This window comes from Sphingorhabdus contaminans (assembly GCF_007280415.1).
Taxonomy (GTDB): Bacteria; Pseudomonadota; Alphaproteobacteria; order Sphingomonadales; family Sphingomonadaceae; genus Sphingorhabdus_B; species Sphingorhabdus_B contaminans.
Genome location: NZ_VKKU01000002.1, coordinates 101,283 through 116,708 on the forward strand (window position 1 = coordinate 101,283; position 15,426 = coordinate 116,708).

A 15,426-nucleotide genomic window follows, 5' to 3' on the forward strand; every position below is an offset into this window, starting at 1 on the left:
CCGAACTAATCACAAGGTTCGATAAATGAGCACCTATCTTCCTACTCTGAAACAGCTTCAATATCTGGTCGCACTCGAGGAGCATGGCCATTTCGGCAAGGCGGCCGATTCCTGTTTCGTCACCCAATCCACCTTGTCGGCCGGTATACGGGAGCTGGAATCGCTGCTGGGCCTGATGCTGGTCGAGCGGACCCGGCGCGTGGTACGCTTTACCCCGCTGGGCGAAAAGATGGTCGCCAAGGCGCACCGCATATTGCGCGAAGCCGAAGAACTGGCCGAAATGGCGCGCTCTGCCGGAAAGCCGCTCGCCGACGATCTGCGGATGAGTGTTATCCCGACAATCGCACCCTTTTTGCTGCCCAAATTGCTGCCCGCCTTGCGCAAGCAATATCCGGACCTCAAACTCTATCTGCGCGAAGAAGCGAGCGCGGCTGCGGTCGAAGCGCTGCATCACGGGGTCGTGGACTGCGTCCTGATGGCCCTGCCCTTTGCCGCCGGTGATGTGGAAAAGGCCAAGCTGTTCGACGACGGTCTGTTCGTTGCCTTTCCCAAGGACGACCCCCGCGACCCGCCGGAAAGCATCACGCCCGATCTGATCGACGAGAGCCGGCTGCTTCTGCTGGTGGATGGCCATTGCCTGAAGGACCATGCGCTGGCGGCGTGCAACCGGCCGGAATTGCGGGCATCAGCGACCATGCTGGGGACGTCCTTGCATACTCTGGTGCAAATGGTCGACAATGGCCTTGGGCTTACACTGATACCGGAGATGGCGGTCGATTCCGGTCTGCTGCATGGAACCGATGTGCAGGCCCGCCCTCTAAACGCCGATCATGCAACCCGGGAAATCGCGCTGGTCTGGCGCACCAACAGCCCCCGCCGCGAAGAGTTTGAAATGCTCGCCGCAGCCTTACGGGACTTGCGCAAAAACTAGGCCGTGAACTCATAACTATCGTCGTCGAGGTTTGAGGCCATTTTGCTCAGGGCAAGGAAGGAAGCCGCCGGGATATAGATATATCTCAAGGCTTTCTGACGCAGCCATGGGCAAAATGGGTCAAATCCTTCGGGACGACAAAATGGCTTCGATCTCGAACCAAAATGCGCTTGCAGGCAGAATAACTGCCTGACAGCGCGCATTTTGCCCCGATATCTTCGCCATTTTGACGCCTCGACGACGATAGTTATGAGTTCACGGCCTAGGCCGAGGCGCTGGGACGTGCGGAAACGCGTTCGTGCCATGCCTTCAGCGCTTCCGCCTCATCCGGTATCGGCACGCCGATAAATTGCCCGAAATCCAGCGTGCTCAGCAGGGCGATGTCCGCCATCGAATAGCTGTCGCCTGCCAGATAAGCGGTCTTACGCAGCGCGGTGTCGAACACCATCATCGCCGCATGCGCCAGCGGCCGGTTGCTTTCGCCAAATTCGGTATATTGCTGCTTCACCACCCGCGCGGTCAGCGGGTGGGTGTGGATCCATATATTGCGTATGGCGCTCCCATAGGTGAGCTCCACCCGGCGAATCCACATTTCGATCTCCGCAATATGCGCAGGATCGGTGCCGAACAGGGGCGGATCAGGGTGCAGCGCCTCGAAATAGCGGCATATCGCGATGGTCTCGCCAATCATCCGGCCATCGTCCAGCTCAAGCACTGGAAGCTGTCCGGCAGGATATTTGGCGACAAAATCTGCCGACTTATGCTCCCCGGCGAGGATGGAGAGCGATTGCATCGGCACCGACAGCCCTTTTTCGGCGAGATATATCCGCACACGGCGCGGGTTGGGCGCAGGGCTAGGGGCATCATATAACAGCATCATTCTCTCCATTTGTCGGCGCGGGCATCATCTGTGCCCTTTGCCTCCACCCACAGCGCGCTTCCGTCACCAAGATGTTCTTTTTTCCAGAAGGCAGCGTCTGTTTTCAGACGGTCGATCAAAAAGGCGCAGGCATCCAGCGCTTCCGCTCGATGTCCGGCCGCGGTGGCGACGATGACGACCTGCTCCCCCACGGCGATTTTGCCGACACGGTGGATCACCACGCAGCCAAGCAGGGACCAGCGCGCCATCGCCTCGTCTGCAAGCGCGTCCAGATTGCGCTCGGTCATGCCGGGATAATGCTCAAGCTCCAGCGCCACCACGCCCAAATCCGCACGGGCAATGCCGGTAAAGCTGGCGAGCGCGCCGCCGCCTAAATGTTCGAGCAGGTCGAGCGCCTGCGATGTGCGGATAGGGTCGGCGGTGATCGCAACCTTTTTCATCCGCCCGTCACCGGCGGAAAAATCGCTAGCTCTTCATGATCCGCAAGCGCGGCATCGGCGGCGACCATCTGCTGGTCCAGTGCAAAGCGCAGGCGGGACGGATCGGCAAAGGCCGCAGCATATCGCGCGTCACAGCTTTCGAGCCAGGCGATACAGTCCTGTACGGTACGTACGTCTGCGGGAACGGCGCGTTCCTCGCTATCGACACCGACAGCCTCGCGGACACGGGCGAAATAGACGAACCGCATGGCGTTCAATCCATATGCTTGATGCCGACGCGCAGATAATCCCAGCCGGTAATCATGGTCAAAATGGCAGCAACCCACAACAGGGCCAGTGCGGCCTGTTTCAGGAGTAGCCAGTCCGGCAGCGCCCCTGCCAATATGATCCCGCCCAGCGCCACAAGCTGAAAGGTCGTCTTCCATTTGGCGAGCTTGGATACCGGCACCGAAACCTGCAATCCGGCGAGAAACTCGCGCAGACCCGACACGATCATTTCACGCAGCAGGATGATGAGTGCGGCGATCACGTGCCAGCCATCCACATCGCGCGTAAAGACGACCATCAATATGACGGCAGCAACCATGATCTTGTCGGCAATGGGGTCGAGAAACACACCCAGTTTCGATACGGTCCCCTGCGCACGCGCCAGATAGCCGTCAAAATAGTCGGTAATGCCCATCAGACAGTAGAGAATGAACGCAAAGGCGTAATCGAGCGGCACCGGCTGCGTCCCCAGATGCTTGGCCCCTGGCCACAGCAGGAACACCAATATGGGAACGGCCAATATGCGGGACAGGGTCAGGATGTTGGGCAGGCTCAGCATGATATACCGATAGCCTTCTATTTTTACAAAATCACGTGGCGATTTCGTTTCATCGACAAAAGCGCTTTGCCCCGTCCGATCCGGCGGCTAAGGCACCTCAAACGAAGAGAGGTTTTCGCAAATTATGTCGACATCCATGTCGTTGCTGAAACAGCGACGGTTCCTGCCGCTATTCGTGACCCAATTGCTGGGCGCATTTAACGACAATCTTTTCAAAAACGCGATGGTTCTGTTCGTCGTCTATGGCGTCTACAATAATGAACAGGCCGAAGCCTTGTTCAGCGCGGTCGCAACCGCCGTGTTCATCATCCCCTTTTTCCTGATGTCCGCGCTCGCGGGGCAACTGGCCGATACGCGGGACAAGGCGAAGATAATCCGGATCGTGAAATTCTGCGAAATCCTGATCATGATTGTCGGCGGCATCGGGCTTGTCATGGCCTGGCTGGGCTTTGCGGTCAGCCTGATTGCCATTCCGCTGATGATGCTCGCCCTGTTTGCTATGGGCATCCATTCGACCTTTTTCGGGCCGATCAAATATGCGATTCTGCCGCAGCATCTGAAAGAAGATGAGGTCCTGGGCGGCACGGGTCTGGTCGAGGCCGGAACCTATATCGCGATTTTGCTCGGCACGATTTTGGCAGGCATTATCGATGTGGAATGGGCGGCGCTGGGCGTCGTTGTCACCGCCATCATCGGCTATCTGACCGGCCGGCAGGTTCCCCCTGCCCCGCCCGAGCATGAAGAAACCGGCGTGGACTGGCACATTTTGCGCTCCTCCATCAACCTCGTCAAAAGCACGATGCACATCCGCAAGCTCTATCTGGCGATCGCATCGATCAGCTTTTTCTGGACCATTGGCGCCGTTCTGTTCATCCAGTTTCCGCCGCTTGCCAAAAATGTGCTGGGCGCGGACAAGGAAGTTGCCAGCCTCTTCCTTGCGATCTTTTCCATCGGCATTGCCATCGGCTCGGTCGCGATCAACCGCATGTTAAAAGGACAGGTATCGGCGCGTTATGCACCCGCCTGTGTCCTTGTCATGGCCCTGTTTGTCGTCGCCTTCTTCCTTGTCTGCAAGAATTGGCACGTCATTGGCGAGGGCGAATTATACAATATTGCAGGCTTTGTGGCCCATCCCGATGCCATCGCGCTGCTCTTCACATTGTTGGGAATTGCCATATCGGGCGGCATGTTCGTGGTGCCGCTTTACGCCTTTTTGACGACCACCGTGCCCAAGGACCAGACGGCGCGCACGGTTGCGGCCAATAATATCGTCAATTCAGGGGCGATGGTGATCGGCTCGCTGATCGCCTTGGGGTTGAGCGCAGCAGGCGTCAGCATTGTAAACCAGCTTCTGCTGGGGGCCGCCATGTGCCTGATATCCGCCTGGCTGGCGCAGCAACTGCACAAGGCATGTGATTAAAAGACAGGAATTTTTCGGTTTCCCGTCACCCTGAACTTGTTTCAGGGTCCATTTTTCAGCCCTTCCGGAAGGCTAAGGGTCTGGCGCCATAGGAGGGATCGGCTGCGCTTTAGCTGGCGCAAAGGGGGCTGCTGCGCGATAGACCCTGAAACAAGTTCAGGGTGACGGTATTATCAAGTCGATTGTGCCGTGAAGCAGGCACCCCTTACCAATTCAGAAGATGAAGCTGCTGATCGCCACAAAGAATGCGCTGAAGCTCAGCATGAACAGATGCGTATCTTCCTTGCGCCACCAGCGCGAAGGCTGCTGCATGGCGAGCGTGTTATCAAGGACGGGCGGCGGCAGCATCCGGCGGAAGGGATGGCGGGCGGCTTCGTTGCGACAGACGAGTTTTCTTTTCAACATGGTCAGACGTTAACGTTTTGTTAGGGATAATGGCCATGCGCAAAAATGGTTAACTCCGGTGCCTCGGGCGACTGTCCCGAACTGTTACAATTCTTCATTTCCCGTTAACCAAGCACAGCCGCGAAAAACAGCATATTAGGTCTGCCGTCCCCGCTTCAGGGTTAGGAAATGCCCGTTTCAGCGGGGGGTAAAAGATGCTTCAAAAAAGATTTCAAATTGCTGTGGCAACCCTTCTATAGAGGGGTCGGGCAAGACCCTTACGGATGCGGCAGCGCAACCATGACGGGTCGTTTCCGGGGGAGGAATTTACGATGCATATTCAGGGGAAAACCGCGCTTGTAACAGGCGGAACGGACGGGATCGGGCTTGAGATTGCGCGGCTTCTGCAGCGCAAGGGGGCGACCGTCATCGTCTGCAGCCGGCGGGAGGAATTGCTTGCCTCTGCCCGGAATGAGGGCTTTGAGGCGATCCAGGCCGATCTGTCACATGCGCAGGGATGTCTGGATCTGGTCAAGGCGCTTGACGGCCGACCACTCGACATTCTGGTGAATAACGCAGGGATGAGCGGGAATTTCGGGCCGGGCGAACCCCTTGATCTCGCCCTGACCGACCGCGCCTTTTTCCTCAATCTGAACGCGCCGATCCATTTGATCGGCCATTTGTTGCCCGGTCTGTTGGCCCGGCCAGAGGCGACCATTGTCAACGTGACCTCGGGCCTTGCCATTGCACCGCGGGCCGGCGGCCCCGTCTATTGCGCGAGCAAGGCGGGCCTGCGCAGCTTTACGCAGGCGCTGCGGCACAATTTGCGGGATTCCAATGTCCATGTGATCGAGGCATTGCCGCCCGTGGTCGACACCGCGATGACGCGCGGGCGGCTTGGCGGAAACAAAATGTCCGCACCCGATTGCGCGGCCCAGATTGTTGATGCCATCGAAAGCAACAGCGCGGAAGCCAATGTTGGCATGGTGAAGCTGCTGAAGCTGGTCTATTCGATTTCGCCGGCGCTGGCGCGCAGGATAATGATCAAATTTTAAAGATCAGCATTCGACAACATTGACGGCGAGGCCGCCAAGGCTGGTTTCCTTATATTTGGAACGCATATCCTCGCCGGTCTGGCGCATGGTTTCGATTACGGCGTCCAGACTGACAATATGCGCGCCGTCCCCCTGCAGCGCCAGATAGGCGGCGTTGATCGCCTTGATCGCGCCCATGGTGTTGCGTTCGATGCAGGGGATTTGCACCAGCCCGCCAATGGGATCGCAGGTCAGGCCAAGATTATGTTCCATACCGATTTCGGCGGCATTTTCGACCTGCGCATTGGTTCCGCCCAATGCCGCCGCCAGCCCCGCCGCCGCCATGGAGCAGGCAACGCCCACTTCGCCCTGACAACCCATTTCCGCCGCCGAGATTGACGCGTTCGTCTTGTAGAGAAAGCCGATCGCGGTCGCCGTCGTCAGCAAAAGGCGGCTGCCCTCTGGCGTGGGGTTGGCGGTGAAAACCTCATAATATTTGAGCACCGCCGGAATGACGCCCGCCGCACCATTGGTAGGTGCGGTCACGACACGGCCACCGGCGGCATTTTCCTCGTTCACGGCAAGCGCCCACAGGCTGACCCATTCGAACACCGTCGACGGATCGCTGCGCGGGCCGCGGGCGAGCAAGCGTTCGTGCAGGCATTTCGCCCGCCTCTTCACATTCAGCCCGCCCGGCAGGACGCCGTCATTGGCCATGCCCCGCGCCACGCAGTCCAGCATCGCGGTGCGCACGGCGTCGATGAAGGCATGGGTTTCATGGCGATCGCGCCAGGCCGCCTCATTGGCTTCGACAATGGCGCCGAAATTCAGGCCCGTCGCCTCCCCCAGCGCCAGCAACTCTTCGCCCGAGGCAAAGGGATAGGTCAGGGTAAAATTCGCCCGCACCGCTTCGGCCCCCTCGCGCGATATTGCGCCGCCGCCGATCGAGAAATAGGTTTCGGTATATTCCGACCCGTCGCCATAGGTCGCAGTAAACCGCATTGCATTGGCGTGACCCGGCAGAAACTCCCCCTTGCGGAACAGCAGGTGGTGCGTTTCGACAAAGGGGATATCCACACGGCCCGCCAGCCGGAGCCGGTCGTTCTGGCGAATATCGGCGACAAGGCCCGCAATCGCGTCGGGGCATACGCCTTCGGGGCTGTGCCCGGCCAGCCCCAGCAGAATCGCCGTATCGGTCGCATGGCCATGCCCTGTCAGCGCCAGCGATCCATAAAGCGCGCAGACCACCTGCCCCACATCGGGCCGCTCCAGCGCACGTTCCGCAAAATCCCGCGCCGCGCGCATCGGCCCTACGGTATGCGAACTCGATGGCCCGATACCGATGGTGAACAAATCCGTGATGCTGAAATTTTGGGTCATCTGACGCTACGGCATGTAGAGCAGATGGTTGCAATTGCAATTATAAATGGTGCCCCCCGGACGGACGCAGTCCGGCCATCGACGAAAGCGGGGCAGTATCTGAACGGAGAGAAGATGGTGCCCCAGGCCCGACTCGAACGGGCACTCCTTTCGGAACAGGATTTTGAGTCCAGCGCGTCTACCAATTCCACCACTGGGGCACAGCTTGTCGGGGCGGACCCTTCAAAGCGGAGGCCCCTCTAACCGAGCCTCCGTCCGGATGCAAGTGCATCCTTATTTCTTTAATTCCTTGGCCAGGGTCTTGTGCGTCGCCTTGCCATAAGGCGCCTTGAAGCCGCCAATGCCCGCGACATCAACGCCCGTCTGGCGATAGACGGCGCGCATATGGCTGAAGGTTTTGAAGCCGTCCTGCCCATGGTAATTGCCCATGCCCGACGGCCCGATACCGCCAAAGGGCAGGTCTTCCATCGCATTGTGGAAGACCACATCATTCACCGTCACACCGCCGGAAATGGTGCGTGACAGGACGCGCTCTTCCTCTGCCTTGTCGCTGCCGAAATAATAAAGGCCGAGCGGCCGGTCATGGGCGTTCACATAATCAATGGCCTCGTCCATCGACGAATAGGTCATCACCGGCAGGATCGGGCCGAAGATTTCCTCCTGCATCACCTTCATTTCGTCGGTCACGTTGCGAACAATGGTCAGCGGCATCTTGTTGCCATTGGACGATGCAAAATCTTCCCCGGCAGGGTTCACCTCGATCAGTTCCGCGCCTTTGTCCCGCGCATCGGCAAGATAGCCCTGCAACCGCTCATAATTGCGGCCATTCACGACCGAGGTGTAATCGTCATTGTGCAGCAGCTTGGGATATTGTGCCGCCACACCCGCTTTCACCGCATCGATCACATCGGTTTCCTGATCCGAAGGCACGAGCAGATAATCGGGCGCAAGGCAGATTTGCCCTGCGTTCATCATCTTGCCCAGCGCGATGCGTTCGCCCGCCTTTTTCTTGTCGGCGCTGCGGCCAACGATGGTCGGTGACTTGCCGCCAAGCTCCAGCGTCACCGGCACCAGATTGTCCGCCGCCGCGCGCATGATATGCCGGCCGACGCCCGTCGCGCCGGTGAAGATCATATGGTCGAACGCCAGTTTGGAAAAGGCCATGCCGACTTCGGCATCGCCGGTGAAGACGGCCATTTCCTCTTCGGCGAAATATTTGGGCACGATTTCCTCAAACAGGGCCGATACCCGCTCGGTATATTCGGATGGCTTGATCATTGCGCGGTTGCCCGCGGCAAGGATGCCGGCCATCGGCACCATCACCATGCCCACGGGGAAGTTCCACGGGGCAACGACACCGACCACGCCCTTGGGCTGATAGATCACCTCCGCCTTCGCACCCAGCAGGCCGAGCGGAAAGGTCGGCTTGCGCTTTTCACCCCTGGCCCAGCTTTCAAAATGCTTCTTCGCATGCTTCATCGCGCTGACCGAAGGCATGATGTCGGTCATCAGCGTCTGTTCACGGCTGCGGTGGCCAAAATCGGCGGAGACGGCCTTTGCGAAATCCTCCGCATGGTCGATCAGCAACGCAATCGCCCGGTCAATACGGTCGCGGCGCACCGACAGCGGCTCGGGCAACGCCGCGGTGAAGCTCGCACGCTGCTTTTCCAATATGGCCTGCATGGACTTGGTCATCACTCTCTCCTCGATCAGGTTCCGCTGTTAATCGATTGATTAACGGCAAGGCAGGAGAATGCAACGGATTAGAACCTATTTTGGCGCGAGCAATCCGACCCGTCCGGCGGCCACAACACTGGAGAGTAAATAGCCGCCCGAAAACAGGGCAATAATCGCGGTCGGCGTCGGAGCCGGGGCAAGCCCGGTCATCGCAAGACAGCCCCATGGGACAAGTACAAGCCACAAACCGCAAAAGCAGATATAGCTGGCATCAAGAGACAGCTTCATCATCATCTCGTCGTAAAGATGATGGTCGCGGATCCAGATGGCGGCAGCAAACACCAGAGAAAGCAACATCGCCCCTGCCCCCATCCAGGCCGGTATCATGTTGCCTTCACCGGCCACAACCAGAATGATCTGCGCGGCACCGAATGTCAGAAGCGTAAGGCTGGAGCTCAGCAATAATCGCCGCTGTTCGCGCAAGTCTTCCTCATCGCTGACGTTCAGCATCTTCGCACCCATTTTCGGTACGAGGCTGCCCGCCAGTACGATCAGGCCGGTCATCACATAAATAAAGCCTATCGCCGCCAATATCAGCCGGTCCGTACCCAAAGTGTTGAGCGCGAGAACATGGTTGAGCGCGATCATGCCGGTTCCACCTGCAATCCCGCCGCCAATCATCTGCAGCATAAACTTTTTAGCTTTGCCTGGCTCAGCCATCATTTCTCCAGTCATTCTGCGTCCTCCTGCGGTTGCCAATGGTCAATGAAAATGTCGCTTACGGGCATCCCGAACAGTTTCGACATGCGCAGCGCGAGCGGAAGGCTGGGGTCATATTTGTCGGTTTCGACCGCGTTGATCGTCTGCCGCGAAACACCCAGTTTGCGCGCCAGCTCACCCTGACTCCAGCCCTTGGCCTCACGAATTTCCCGTAATCGACTTTCCAATTCACCAGCCCTTCCTGTAAAGAGCTCTTTACAGGACATGAGCCGGCCTGTCAAGAGCTCTTTACAGGGCCCTTTTGCACCAAGGCGCATTGCAAGCAGGGGGCGTAGCATTTATGAAAGCGCCAGCTTCTCTCTCCAAAAAAGGATTCTGCCATGTCCACCGATCCCGTCGTCATCCTGTCTTATGCCCGCACGCCCATGGGCGGTATGCAGGGCGTGCTTGCCGATGTGGCCGCGACCGATCTGGGTGCGACCGCGGTCAAGGCTGCTGTGGAGCGTGCCGGTGTCGACGGCGCGGATATTGAGCGTATCTATATGGGCTGTGTCCTGCCCGCCGGACTGGGCCAGGCGCCCGCACGCCAGGCGGCGCTGAAGGCCGGTCTTCCCAAGTCGGTTCAGGCCACCACCGTCAACAAGGTGTGCGGATCAGGTATGCAGACCGTCATCATGGGCAGCGAAGCCCTCGCCGCAGGATCGGTCGACTATGTTATCGCCGGCGGCATGGAAAGCATGACCAACGCCCCCTATCTGCTGAAAAAGCACCGCAGCGGCGCGCGCATCGGCCATGACACCGCCTATGACCATATGTTTCTGGATGGCCTTGAAGATGCCTATGAAGCCGGCCGCGCCATGGGCACCTTCGCGCAGGACACCGCCAACGAATATCAACTGACGCGTGAGGCGCAGGACAGTTACGCGATTGAATCGCTCCGCCGGTCGCAGGCGGCAATCGCCGATGGCGCGTTCAAGGACGAAATCGTCGCGGTTACCGTTGCCACCCGTAAGGGCGATGTTGTGGTCGATACCGACGAGCAGCCCGGCAAGGGCATGCCCGACAAGATCCCGGGCCTGCGTCCCGCCTTTGCCAAGGACGGCACCATCACCGCTGCGACTAGCTCGTCCATCTCCGACGGTGCCGCCGCCCTCGTCCTGACACGCCAGTCCGTGGCTGAGGCAAAGGGGCAGACCCCTGTCGCCCGCATCGTTGCCCATGCCGCCCATGCACAGGAACCGGCCGCCTTCACCACGGCCCCTGTTGGCGCGATCACCAAATGCCTTGAAAAGGCCGGATGGACGGTCACCGATGTTGACCTGTTCGAAGTCAACGAAGCGTTCGCCTGCGTCGCGATGTTCGCGATGCACGACCTTGGCATTCCGCATGACAAGATCAACGTCCATGGCGGCGCAACCGCACTGGGCCATCCGATCGGTGCATCGGGCGCACGCATCATCACGACGCTGATCGCCGCGCTGAAGCGGCATGGCAAGAAGCGCGGCGTCGCATCGCTCTGCATCGGCGGTGGCGAAGGTACGGCTCTGGCCGTCGAACTGATCTGATACAATTTGCGACACTAATATCCTGATTCTGAACGGCTTGTTTTCGAGCCGTTCAAACGCTGTCTCCTAAAAAGGGAACAACAGACGCCGAAAGGGGTTTGTTGTTTTCAAGGAGACAGACAATGAAGAATAAGATCTTGATATCGCTCGCAGCTGTCGCCGCCACCCTCTCCCCCATGGCGGCGCAGGCCCAGACGCGCGAACTGCAACGTGACCGGCAGGACATTCGCGAAGAAAAGCGTGAACTGGAACAGGCCAAGCGTTACGGTGACCGCGGCGACATCCGTGAGGAACGCCGCGAATATCGCGACGCGAAGCGGGAATATCGCGAAGACTGGCGCGACTATCGCCAGAAGAATCGCGATGTCTTTCGCGGAAGCCGGTTCAATGCACCATTTCGTTACCGCGCCTTTAGCGACGGCGTCAGCATAGGGTCATCCTATTACGCGCCGCGTTACCGGGTCAGTAACTACCAGAATTATCGACTGCCGCGCCCCGGCCGTTACCAGACCTATGTGCGCCATTATAATGACGTGCTGCTGGTAAATGTCCGCACGGGACGCGTCGTTCGCGCCTATCGCGGTTTTTACTGGTAACATTTCATCCTCCCGGGATGTTGCCGGTAAAGCTGGGCCGTCGGAGCAATCCGGCGGCCCTTTGCTTTTGGGGCAAGGCGCGCTACCCAAGGTGCCATGAACATAGTTTTTGTCCTTTTCGATAATGTCACCCAGCTCGACTTTGCAGGACCGGTACAGTTCCTGTCTCGCTTACCGGGTTCCACCGTCCAGATTGTCAGCAAGGATGGCGGGCCTGTGACAACCGACTGCGGTTTTTCGATTCTCCCCAATGCGAGCTTTGCCGACTGCGGTCCGGCGGACATATTATGTGTACCCGGCGGGCATGGCGTGCGTCAGGCCGTCGGCGACGCTGCGCTGGTCGAATTTGTCCGGCAGCAGGGTGCGCAGGCCAAATGGGTCACCAGTGTGTGCACAGGTGCCTTCATTCTGGGCGTGGCGGGGCTGCTTCAGGGCCGGCAAGCGACCTGCCATTGGGCCTATACCCAATTGCTGCCGCTGGTGGGCGCGACACATAAGGCAGCGCGTGTGGTGCGCGACGGCAATGTCGTGACGGCAGGCGGTGTGACATCCGGCATCGATTTCGCACTTGAACTGATCGCGCTGATTGCCGGTGAAGATGTCGCCCGCACGGTGCAACTCTCCCTCGAATATGACCCCGCACCGCCTTTTGAAGGCGGCACCCCCGAAACCACATCGCCCGACATCCTGCACAACCTGCGCGCCCGCGTCTACGACAAAGCCGCCGTCCAGTTGGAAGAGGCCTTGAGGGATGGCGGGGTCAAGCTGACCGGCGCATAGCGCGCACCGTCATAGAAATTACACACCGTCACCCTGAACTTGTTTCAGGGTCCATCGTGCAGCGTCGACCTGAGGGCGAAAGATCGAGCAACCGTGCGTTCCGGTTTGGCTTACCACGACATGTGCGGGACAGGGCGGATAGATAGACCCTGAAACAAGTTCAGGGTGACGGCTTTCACGGTTGCGTTCTACGGGGACTGTCCCCTTGGGAACTCCCCCAACATTCACAACTTAACCGCCCGCTTAAATTCCCTCTGGACGAACCCGCTCCGCGCGCATAGCGTCCGGAGTCGGGAGAGACATTATGATCAAAAAGCTTGGGCTGGTTGCCGCTGCGGCGGCGCTAATGGTGATGACGGGTTCGTGCCAGAATAAGGACGGACCAACCGACGTCCCCGGTTTTGCCGCCATTGACGGCGAATATCTGAAAACCGGCGGGGATGGTTCCAACTGGGCCATGACCGGCTTTAGTTATAACGAACAACGCCACAGCCCGCTGACACAGATCAATGCAGATAATGTGAAAGATCTGGGCATTGCCTGGTTTGCCGATCTGCCCGATGCGCGCGGACAGGAAGCGACACCGGTTGTGGTCGATGGCAAGATGTTCGTGTCGACCGCATGGTCCAAAGTGCTCGCTTTTGATGCCAAGACCGGAAAGCCGTTATGGAGCTTTGATCCCGAAGTCGACAAGGCGCGCGGGGTGAAGGCCTGCTGCGATGTCGTCAACCGCGGCGTCGCCTTCTGGAAAGGCAGCGTCTTTGTCGGCACGATTGACGGCCGTCTGATTTCGCTCGATGCGTCAACCGGCAAACAATTGTGGAGCGCACAGACGCTTGATCCCAAATCAAACGGCACCATCACCGGCGTTCCAAGGGTCGTCAAAGACAAGGTGGTCATTGGCTTTGGCGGTGCGGAATTTGGCGCGCGCGGCTATGTCACCGCCTATGACGCCGACACCGGCAAACAGGTCTGGCGTTTCTACACCACACCCAATCCCAAAGGCGAACCCGACGGCGCGGCGAGCGACGAAATCCTGAAAACGTCAGCGATCAAGACATGGAGCGCCAAGCCCAAAAAGGGTGACTGGCGTGAAAGCGGCGGCGGCGGCACGGTATGGGACGCGATTGTCTATGACGCCGAACTGGACCAGCTTTATCTGGGCGTCGGCAATGGCAACCCGTGGAACCATGGCGTGCGGTCCAATGGCGAAGGGGACAATCTGTTCCTGTCATCCATCGTCGCCCTGAAACCCGATACCGGCGAATATGTCTGGCATTATCAGGAAACACCGGCGGAAAGCTGGGACTATACGGCGACACAGCCGATCATCCTCGCCACGGAAAAACGCGACGGCAAGGATGTGAAGGTTCTCTACCACGCGCCGAAAAACGGCTTTTTCTTCACCATCGACCGGGTGAGCGGAAAGATGCTGTCGGCAGATCCCTTTATCGACGGCATCACATGGGCCAAGGGCTATGACCTGAAAACCGGGCGGCCGATTGAAAATCCCGAAGCCCGCTATGAAAAGACGGGCAAGCTCTATCTGGCAAACCCGTCACCTCTTGGCGCGCATAACTGGCATCCGATGAGCTATAATCCGGCAACGGGCCTCGTCTACATTCCGGCGCTTTATATCGGGGGTGCCTATATGCCGCCGGCGGCGCCCAATGAACAGGAACGCAAACCGCTGGGCTTCAACACCGGCGGCGCGATGGCAACCGCCGATCTGCCCGACGATGTCAATTTCGTAAAAGCCGTCAAGGCGGCCATCACCGGCAAGCTGGTCGCTTTTGACCCCAGGACGGGTAAGGCCAAATGGACCGTCGACCATCCCGCATCCTGGAATGGCGGCACCATGACGACGGCAGGCAATCTGGTGTTCCAGGGCACGGCCATGGGCGAATTCAGGGCCTATGCAGCCGACAGCGGAAAGCAATTGCTCAACCTCAATGTGCAATCGGGTGTGCTTTCGGGTGCATCGACCTATATGGTCGATGGCGAACAATATGTCGCCTTCCTGACCAGCAAGGGCGGGGCATTCCCGCTTGTGATCGGCTATGCAGGGGCCACCAGCTCGGCCATACCCAATATACCGCGGCTGATCGTGCTGAAACTGGGCGGCAAGGTCGCCCTGCCCGCGCTGCCCGAAACGCCGCCCTATGTGTGGGACCCGCCGGCGAAATTCGGAACGGCTGCGGATATCGCCGCCGGGCAATCCAACTTCCAGCGCTATTGCCTTGTGTGCCATGGGCCGGGTGCGGTCGGGAACGGTGTGTTGCCCGACCTGCGTAAGTCGGCGGCGATTGCCGATGCCGGTACGTGGAAATCGGTGGTCATCGACGGCGTGCTGAAAGGCAATGGCATGGTCAGCTTCGCCGCGGTCCTCACGCCCAAGGAAGCCGACCAGGTGCGCGCCTATGTCGTCACCCGCGCGCACTATGGCAAGGAACATGACGCTGCTTTGGTCGGGGGTGGAAAGCCCGCGCGATAGGCGCTTGTAATGTAGGATCGGATCGGCTGGACTGGGCGGGGACGGTGCAAACCGCCCAGTGGCTTTTGCGAGCGCGGGACAGGCCCAAAAAATTTTTGCCTTGTGCAAAAAAGTGCGCGTAAGCTTCAGCCGGGTTAACAAACGGGGCAGTGCCGCAAAACTGCTGCCCATGAATCGCACATCTGCCTAAATTTTAGGCAGTCCATTTGCCCGATTTCAAACCAGAATCGCGCAAATCCGTCCATCCCAACTGGCACGATCCTTGATAAACAATTGCCATAATCCGAGCGCGGTTTTCT

Annotated in this window: 16 protein-coding genes and 1 tRNA gene; 7 read left to right on the top strand and 10 right to left on the bottom strand. The window is 59.0% G+C overall.

The window, feature by feature from the left end:
* Window positions 1–25 precede the first annotated feature (25 nt).
* On the top strand, window positions 26–931 hold the full coding sequence (locus tag FOM92_RS08610) for a hydrogen peroxide-inducible genes activator (RefSeq protein WP_143776468.1): 906 nt from the start codon (window positions 26–28) through the stop codon (window positions 929–931).
* A gap of 262 nt (window positions 932–1,193) precedes the next feature.
* Here the strand turns inward: FOM92_RS08610 and FOM92_RS08615 are convergent, their stop codons facing one another.
* From FOM92_RS08615 to pgsA, 4 genes are read right to left on the bottom strand one after another with little or no spacing between them, the layout of a single operon-like run.
* Window positions 1,194–1,811 carry a glutathione S-transferase family protein gene (locus FOM92_RS08615; protein WP_246087232.1) on the bottom strand — a complete coding sequence of 206 codons (618 nt, stop codon included), beginning with the start codon at window positions 1,809–1,811 and terminating at the stop codon, window positions 1,194–1,196.
* The gene (locus tag FOM92_RS08620) at window positions 1,808–2,251 is read right to left on the bottom strand and encodes a molybdenum cofactor biosynthesis protein MoaE (protein WP_143776469.1); all 444 of its coding nucleotides are present in this window, start codon (window positions 2,249–2,251) and stop codon (window positions 1,808–1,810) included. Before FOM92_RS08620 ends, FOM92_RS08615 begins: the two co-directional genes overlap by 4 nt.
* Window positions 2,248–2,499, bottom strand: coding sequence for a molybdopterin converting factor subunit 1 (gene moaD, locus FOM92_RS08625; RefSeq protein ID WP_143776470.1), 252 nt, complete (start codon window positions 2,497–2,499; stop codon window positions 2,248–2,250). Before moaD ends, FOM92_RS08620 begins: the two co-directional genes overlap by 4 nt.
* Before the next feature lie 5 nt (window positions 2,500–2,504).
* Entirely contained in the window at window positions 2,505–3,077 is a 573-nt protein-coding gene (gene pgsA / locus FOM92_RS08630; protein WP_143776471.1) for a CDP-diacylglycerol--glycerol-3-phosphate 3-phosphatidyltransferase, read from the bottom strand.
* A 124-nt stretch (window positions 3,078–3,201) separates the two neighbouring features.
* On the opposite strand from pgsA, the gene FOM92_RS08635 reads away from it, so the two are divergent.
* Window positions 3,202–4,497, top strand: coding sequence for an MFS transporter (locus FOM92_RS08635; protein ID WP_143776472.1), 1,296 nt, complete (start codon window positions 3,202–3,204; stop codon window positions 4,495–4,497).
* 213 nt (window positions 4,498–4,710) lie between these two features.
* Here FOM92_RS08635 and FOM92_RS08640 read toward each other — a convergent pair whose 3' ends face one another.
* Window positions 4,711–4,902 (bottom strand): hypothetical protein, encoded by a 192-nt coding sequence (locus FOM92_RS08640; protein WP_170226833.1) that lies wholly within the window; start codon window positions 4,900–4,902, stop codon window positions 4,711–4,713.
* Window positions 4,903–5,165: 263 nt separating this feature from the next.
* Between FOM92_RS08640 and FOM92_RS08645 the strand changes: the two genes are divergently transcribed.
* Entirely contained in the window at window positions 5,166–5,936 is a 771-nt protein-coding gene (locus FOM92_RS08645; RefSeq protein WP_246087233.1) for an SDR family oxidoreductase, read from the top strand.
* A 3-nt stretch (window positions 5,937–5,939) separates the two neighbouring features.
* Here the strand turns inward: FOM92_RS08645 and FOM92_RS08650 are convergent, their stop codons facing one another.
* The 5 genes from FOM92_RS08650 to FOM92_RS08670 form a co-directional block, all read right to left on the bottom strand.
* Window positions 5,940–7,295 (bottom strand): L-serine ammonia-lyase, encoded by a 1,356-nt coding sequence (locus tag FOM92_RS08650; RefSeq protein ID WP_143776474.1) that lies wholly within the window; start codon window positions 7,293–7,295, stop codon window positions 5,940–5,942.
* 115 nt (window positions 7,296–7,410) lie between these two features.
* Window positions 7,411–7,495, bottom strand: a tRNA-Leu gene (locus FOM92_RS08655).
* Window positions 7,496–7,568: 73 nt separating this feature from the next.
* Window positions 7,569–8,990, bottom strand: a complete 1,422-nt coding sequence (locus FOM92_RS08660) for a coniferyl aldehyde dehydrogenase (protein ID WP_246087234.1) — start codon at window positions 8,988–8,990, stop codon at window positions 7,569–7,571.
* A gap of 75 nt (window positions 8,991–9,065) precedes the next feature.
* Window positions 9,066–9,707: a hypothetical protein gene (locus FOM92_RS08665; RefSeq protein ID WP_143776475.1), complete on the bottom strand. Its 642-nt coding sequence runs from the start codon at window positions 9,705–9,707 to the stop codon at window positions 9,066–9,068.
* Entirely contained in the window at window positions 9,704–9,919 is a 216-nt protein-coding gene (locus FOM92_RS08670; protein WP_143776476.1) for a helix-turn-helix transcriptional regulator, read from the bottom strand. The genes FOM92_RS08665 and FOM92_RS08670 overlap by 4 nt, the downstream gene beginning before the upstream one ends.
* A 153-nt stretch (window positions 9,920–10,072) precedes the next feature.
* Between FOM92_RS08670 and FOM92_RS08675 the strand changes: the two genes are divergently transcribed.
* The 4 genes from FOM92_RS08675 (at window position 10,073) to FOM92_RS08690 (ending at window position 15,127) form a co-directional block, all read left to right on the top strand.
* On the top strand, window positions 10,073–11,257 hold the full coding sequence (locus FOM92_RS08675; RefSeq protein WP_143776477.1) for an acetyl-CoA C-acyltransferase: 1,185 nt from the start codon (window positions 10,073–10,075) through the stop codon (window positions 11,255–11,257).
* 122 nt (window positions 11,258–11,379) lie between these two features.
* A complete protein-coding gene (locus FOM92_RS08680) occupies window positions 11,380–11,853 on the top strand; it encodes an RcnB family protein (protein ID WP_143776478.1) in 474 nt (157 codons plus the stop codon).
* Window positions 11,854–11,949: 96 nt separating this feature from the next.
* The gene (locus tag FOM92_RS08685; RefSeq protein WP_143776479.1) at window positions 11,950–12,633 is read left to right on the top strand and encodes a DJ-1/PfpI family protein; all 684 of its coding nucleotides are present in this window, start codon (window positions 11,950–11,952) and stop codon (window positions 12,631–12,633) included.
* 304 nt (window positions 12,634–12,937) lie between these two features.
* The gene (locus FOM92_RS08690) at window positions 12,938–15,127 is read left to right on the top strand and encodes a PQQ-dependent dehydrogenase, methanol/ethanol family (protein WP_143776480.1); all 2,190 of its coding nucleotides are present in this window, start codon (window positions 12,938–12,940) and stop codon (window positions 15,125–15,127) included.
* Window positions 15,128–15,426: the final 299 nt, after the last annotated feature.

Coding starts and splice junctions, on each gene's coding strand:
- FOM92_RS08610 (WP_143776468.1), top strand. CDS start 26: ATGAGCACCTATCTTCCTACTCTGAAACAGCTTCAATATCTGGTCGCA.
- FOM92_RS08615 (WP_246087232.1), bottom strand. CDS start 1,811: ATGATGCTGTTATATGATGCCCCTAGCCCTGCGCCCAACCCGCGCCGT.
- FOM92_RS08620 (WP_143776469.1), bottom strand. CDS start 2,251: ATGAAAAAGGTTGCGATCACCGCCGACCCTATCCGCACATCGCAGGCG.
- moaD (WP_143776470.1), bottom strand. CDS start 2,499: ATGCGGTTCGTCTATTTCGCCCGTGTCCGCGAGGCTGTCGGTGTCGAT.
- pgsA (WP_143776471.1), bottom strand. CDS start 3,077: ATGCTGAGCCTGCCCAACATCCTGACCCTGTCCCGCATATTGGCCGTT.
- FOM92_RS08635 (WP_143776472.1), top strand. CDS start 3,202: ATGTCGACATCCATGTCGTTGCTGAAACAGCGACGGTTCCTGCCGCTA.
- FOM92_RS08640 (WP_170226833.1), bottom strand. CDS start 4,902: ATGTTGAAAAGAAAACTCGTCTGTCGCAACGAAGCCGCCCGCCATCCC.
- FOM92_RS08645 (WP_246087233.1), top strand. CDS start 5,166: ATGCGGCAGCGCAACCATGACGGGTCGTTTCCGGGGGAGGAATTTACG.
- FOM92_RS08650 (WP_143776474.1), bottom strand. CDS start 7,295: ATGACCCAAAATTTCAGCATCACGGATTTGTTCACCATCGGTATCGGG.
- FOM92_RS08660 (WP_246087234.1), bottom strand. CDS start 8,990: ATGACCAAGTCCATGCAGGCCATATTGGAAAAGCAGCGTGCGAGCTTC.
- FOM92_RS08665 (WP_143776475.1), bottom strand. CDS start 9,707: ATGACTGGAGAAATGATGGCTGAGCCAGGCAAAGCTAAAAAGTTTATG.
- FOM92_RS08675 (WP_143776477.1), top strand. CDS start 10,073: ATGTCCACCGATCCCGTCGTCATCCTGTCTTATGCCCGCACGCCCATG.
- FOM92_RS08680 (WP_143776478.1), top strand. CDS start 11,380: ATGAAGAATAAGATCTTGATATCGCTCGCAGCTGTCGCCGCCACCCTC.
- FOM92_RS08685 (WP_143776479.1), top strand. CDS start 11,950: ATGAACATAGTTTTTGTCCTTTTCGATAATGTCACCCAGCTCGACTTT.
- FOM92_RS08690 (WP_143776480.1), top strand. CDS start 12,938: ATGATCAAAAAGCTTGGGCTGGTTGCCGCTGCGGCGGCGCTAATGGTG.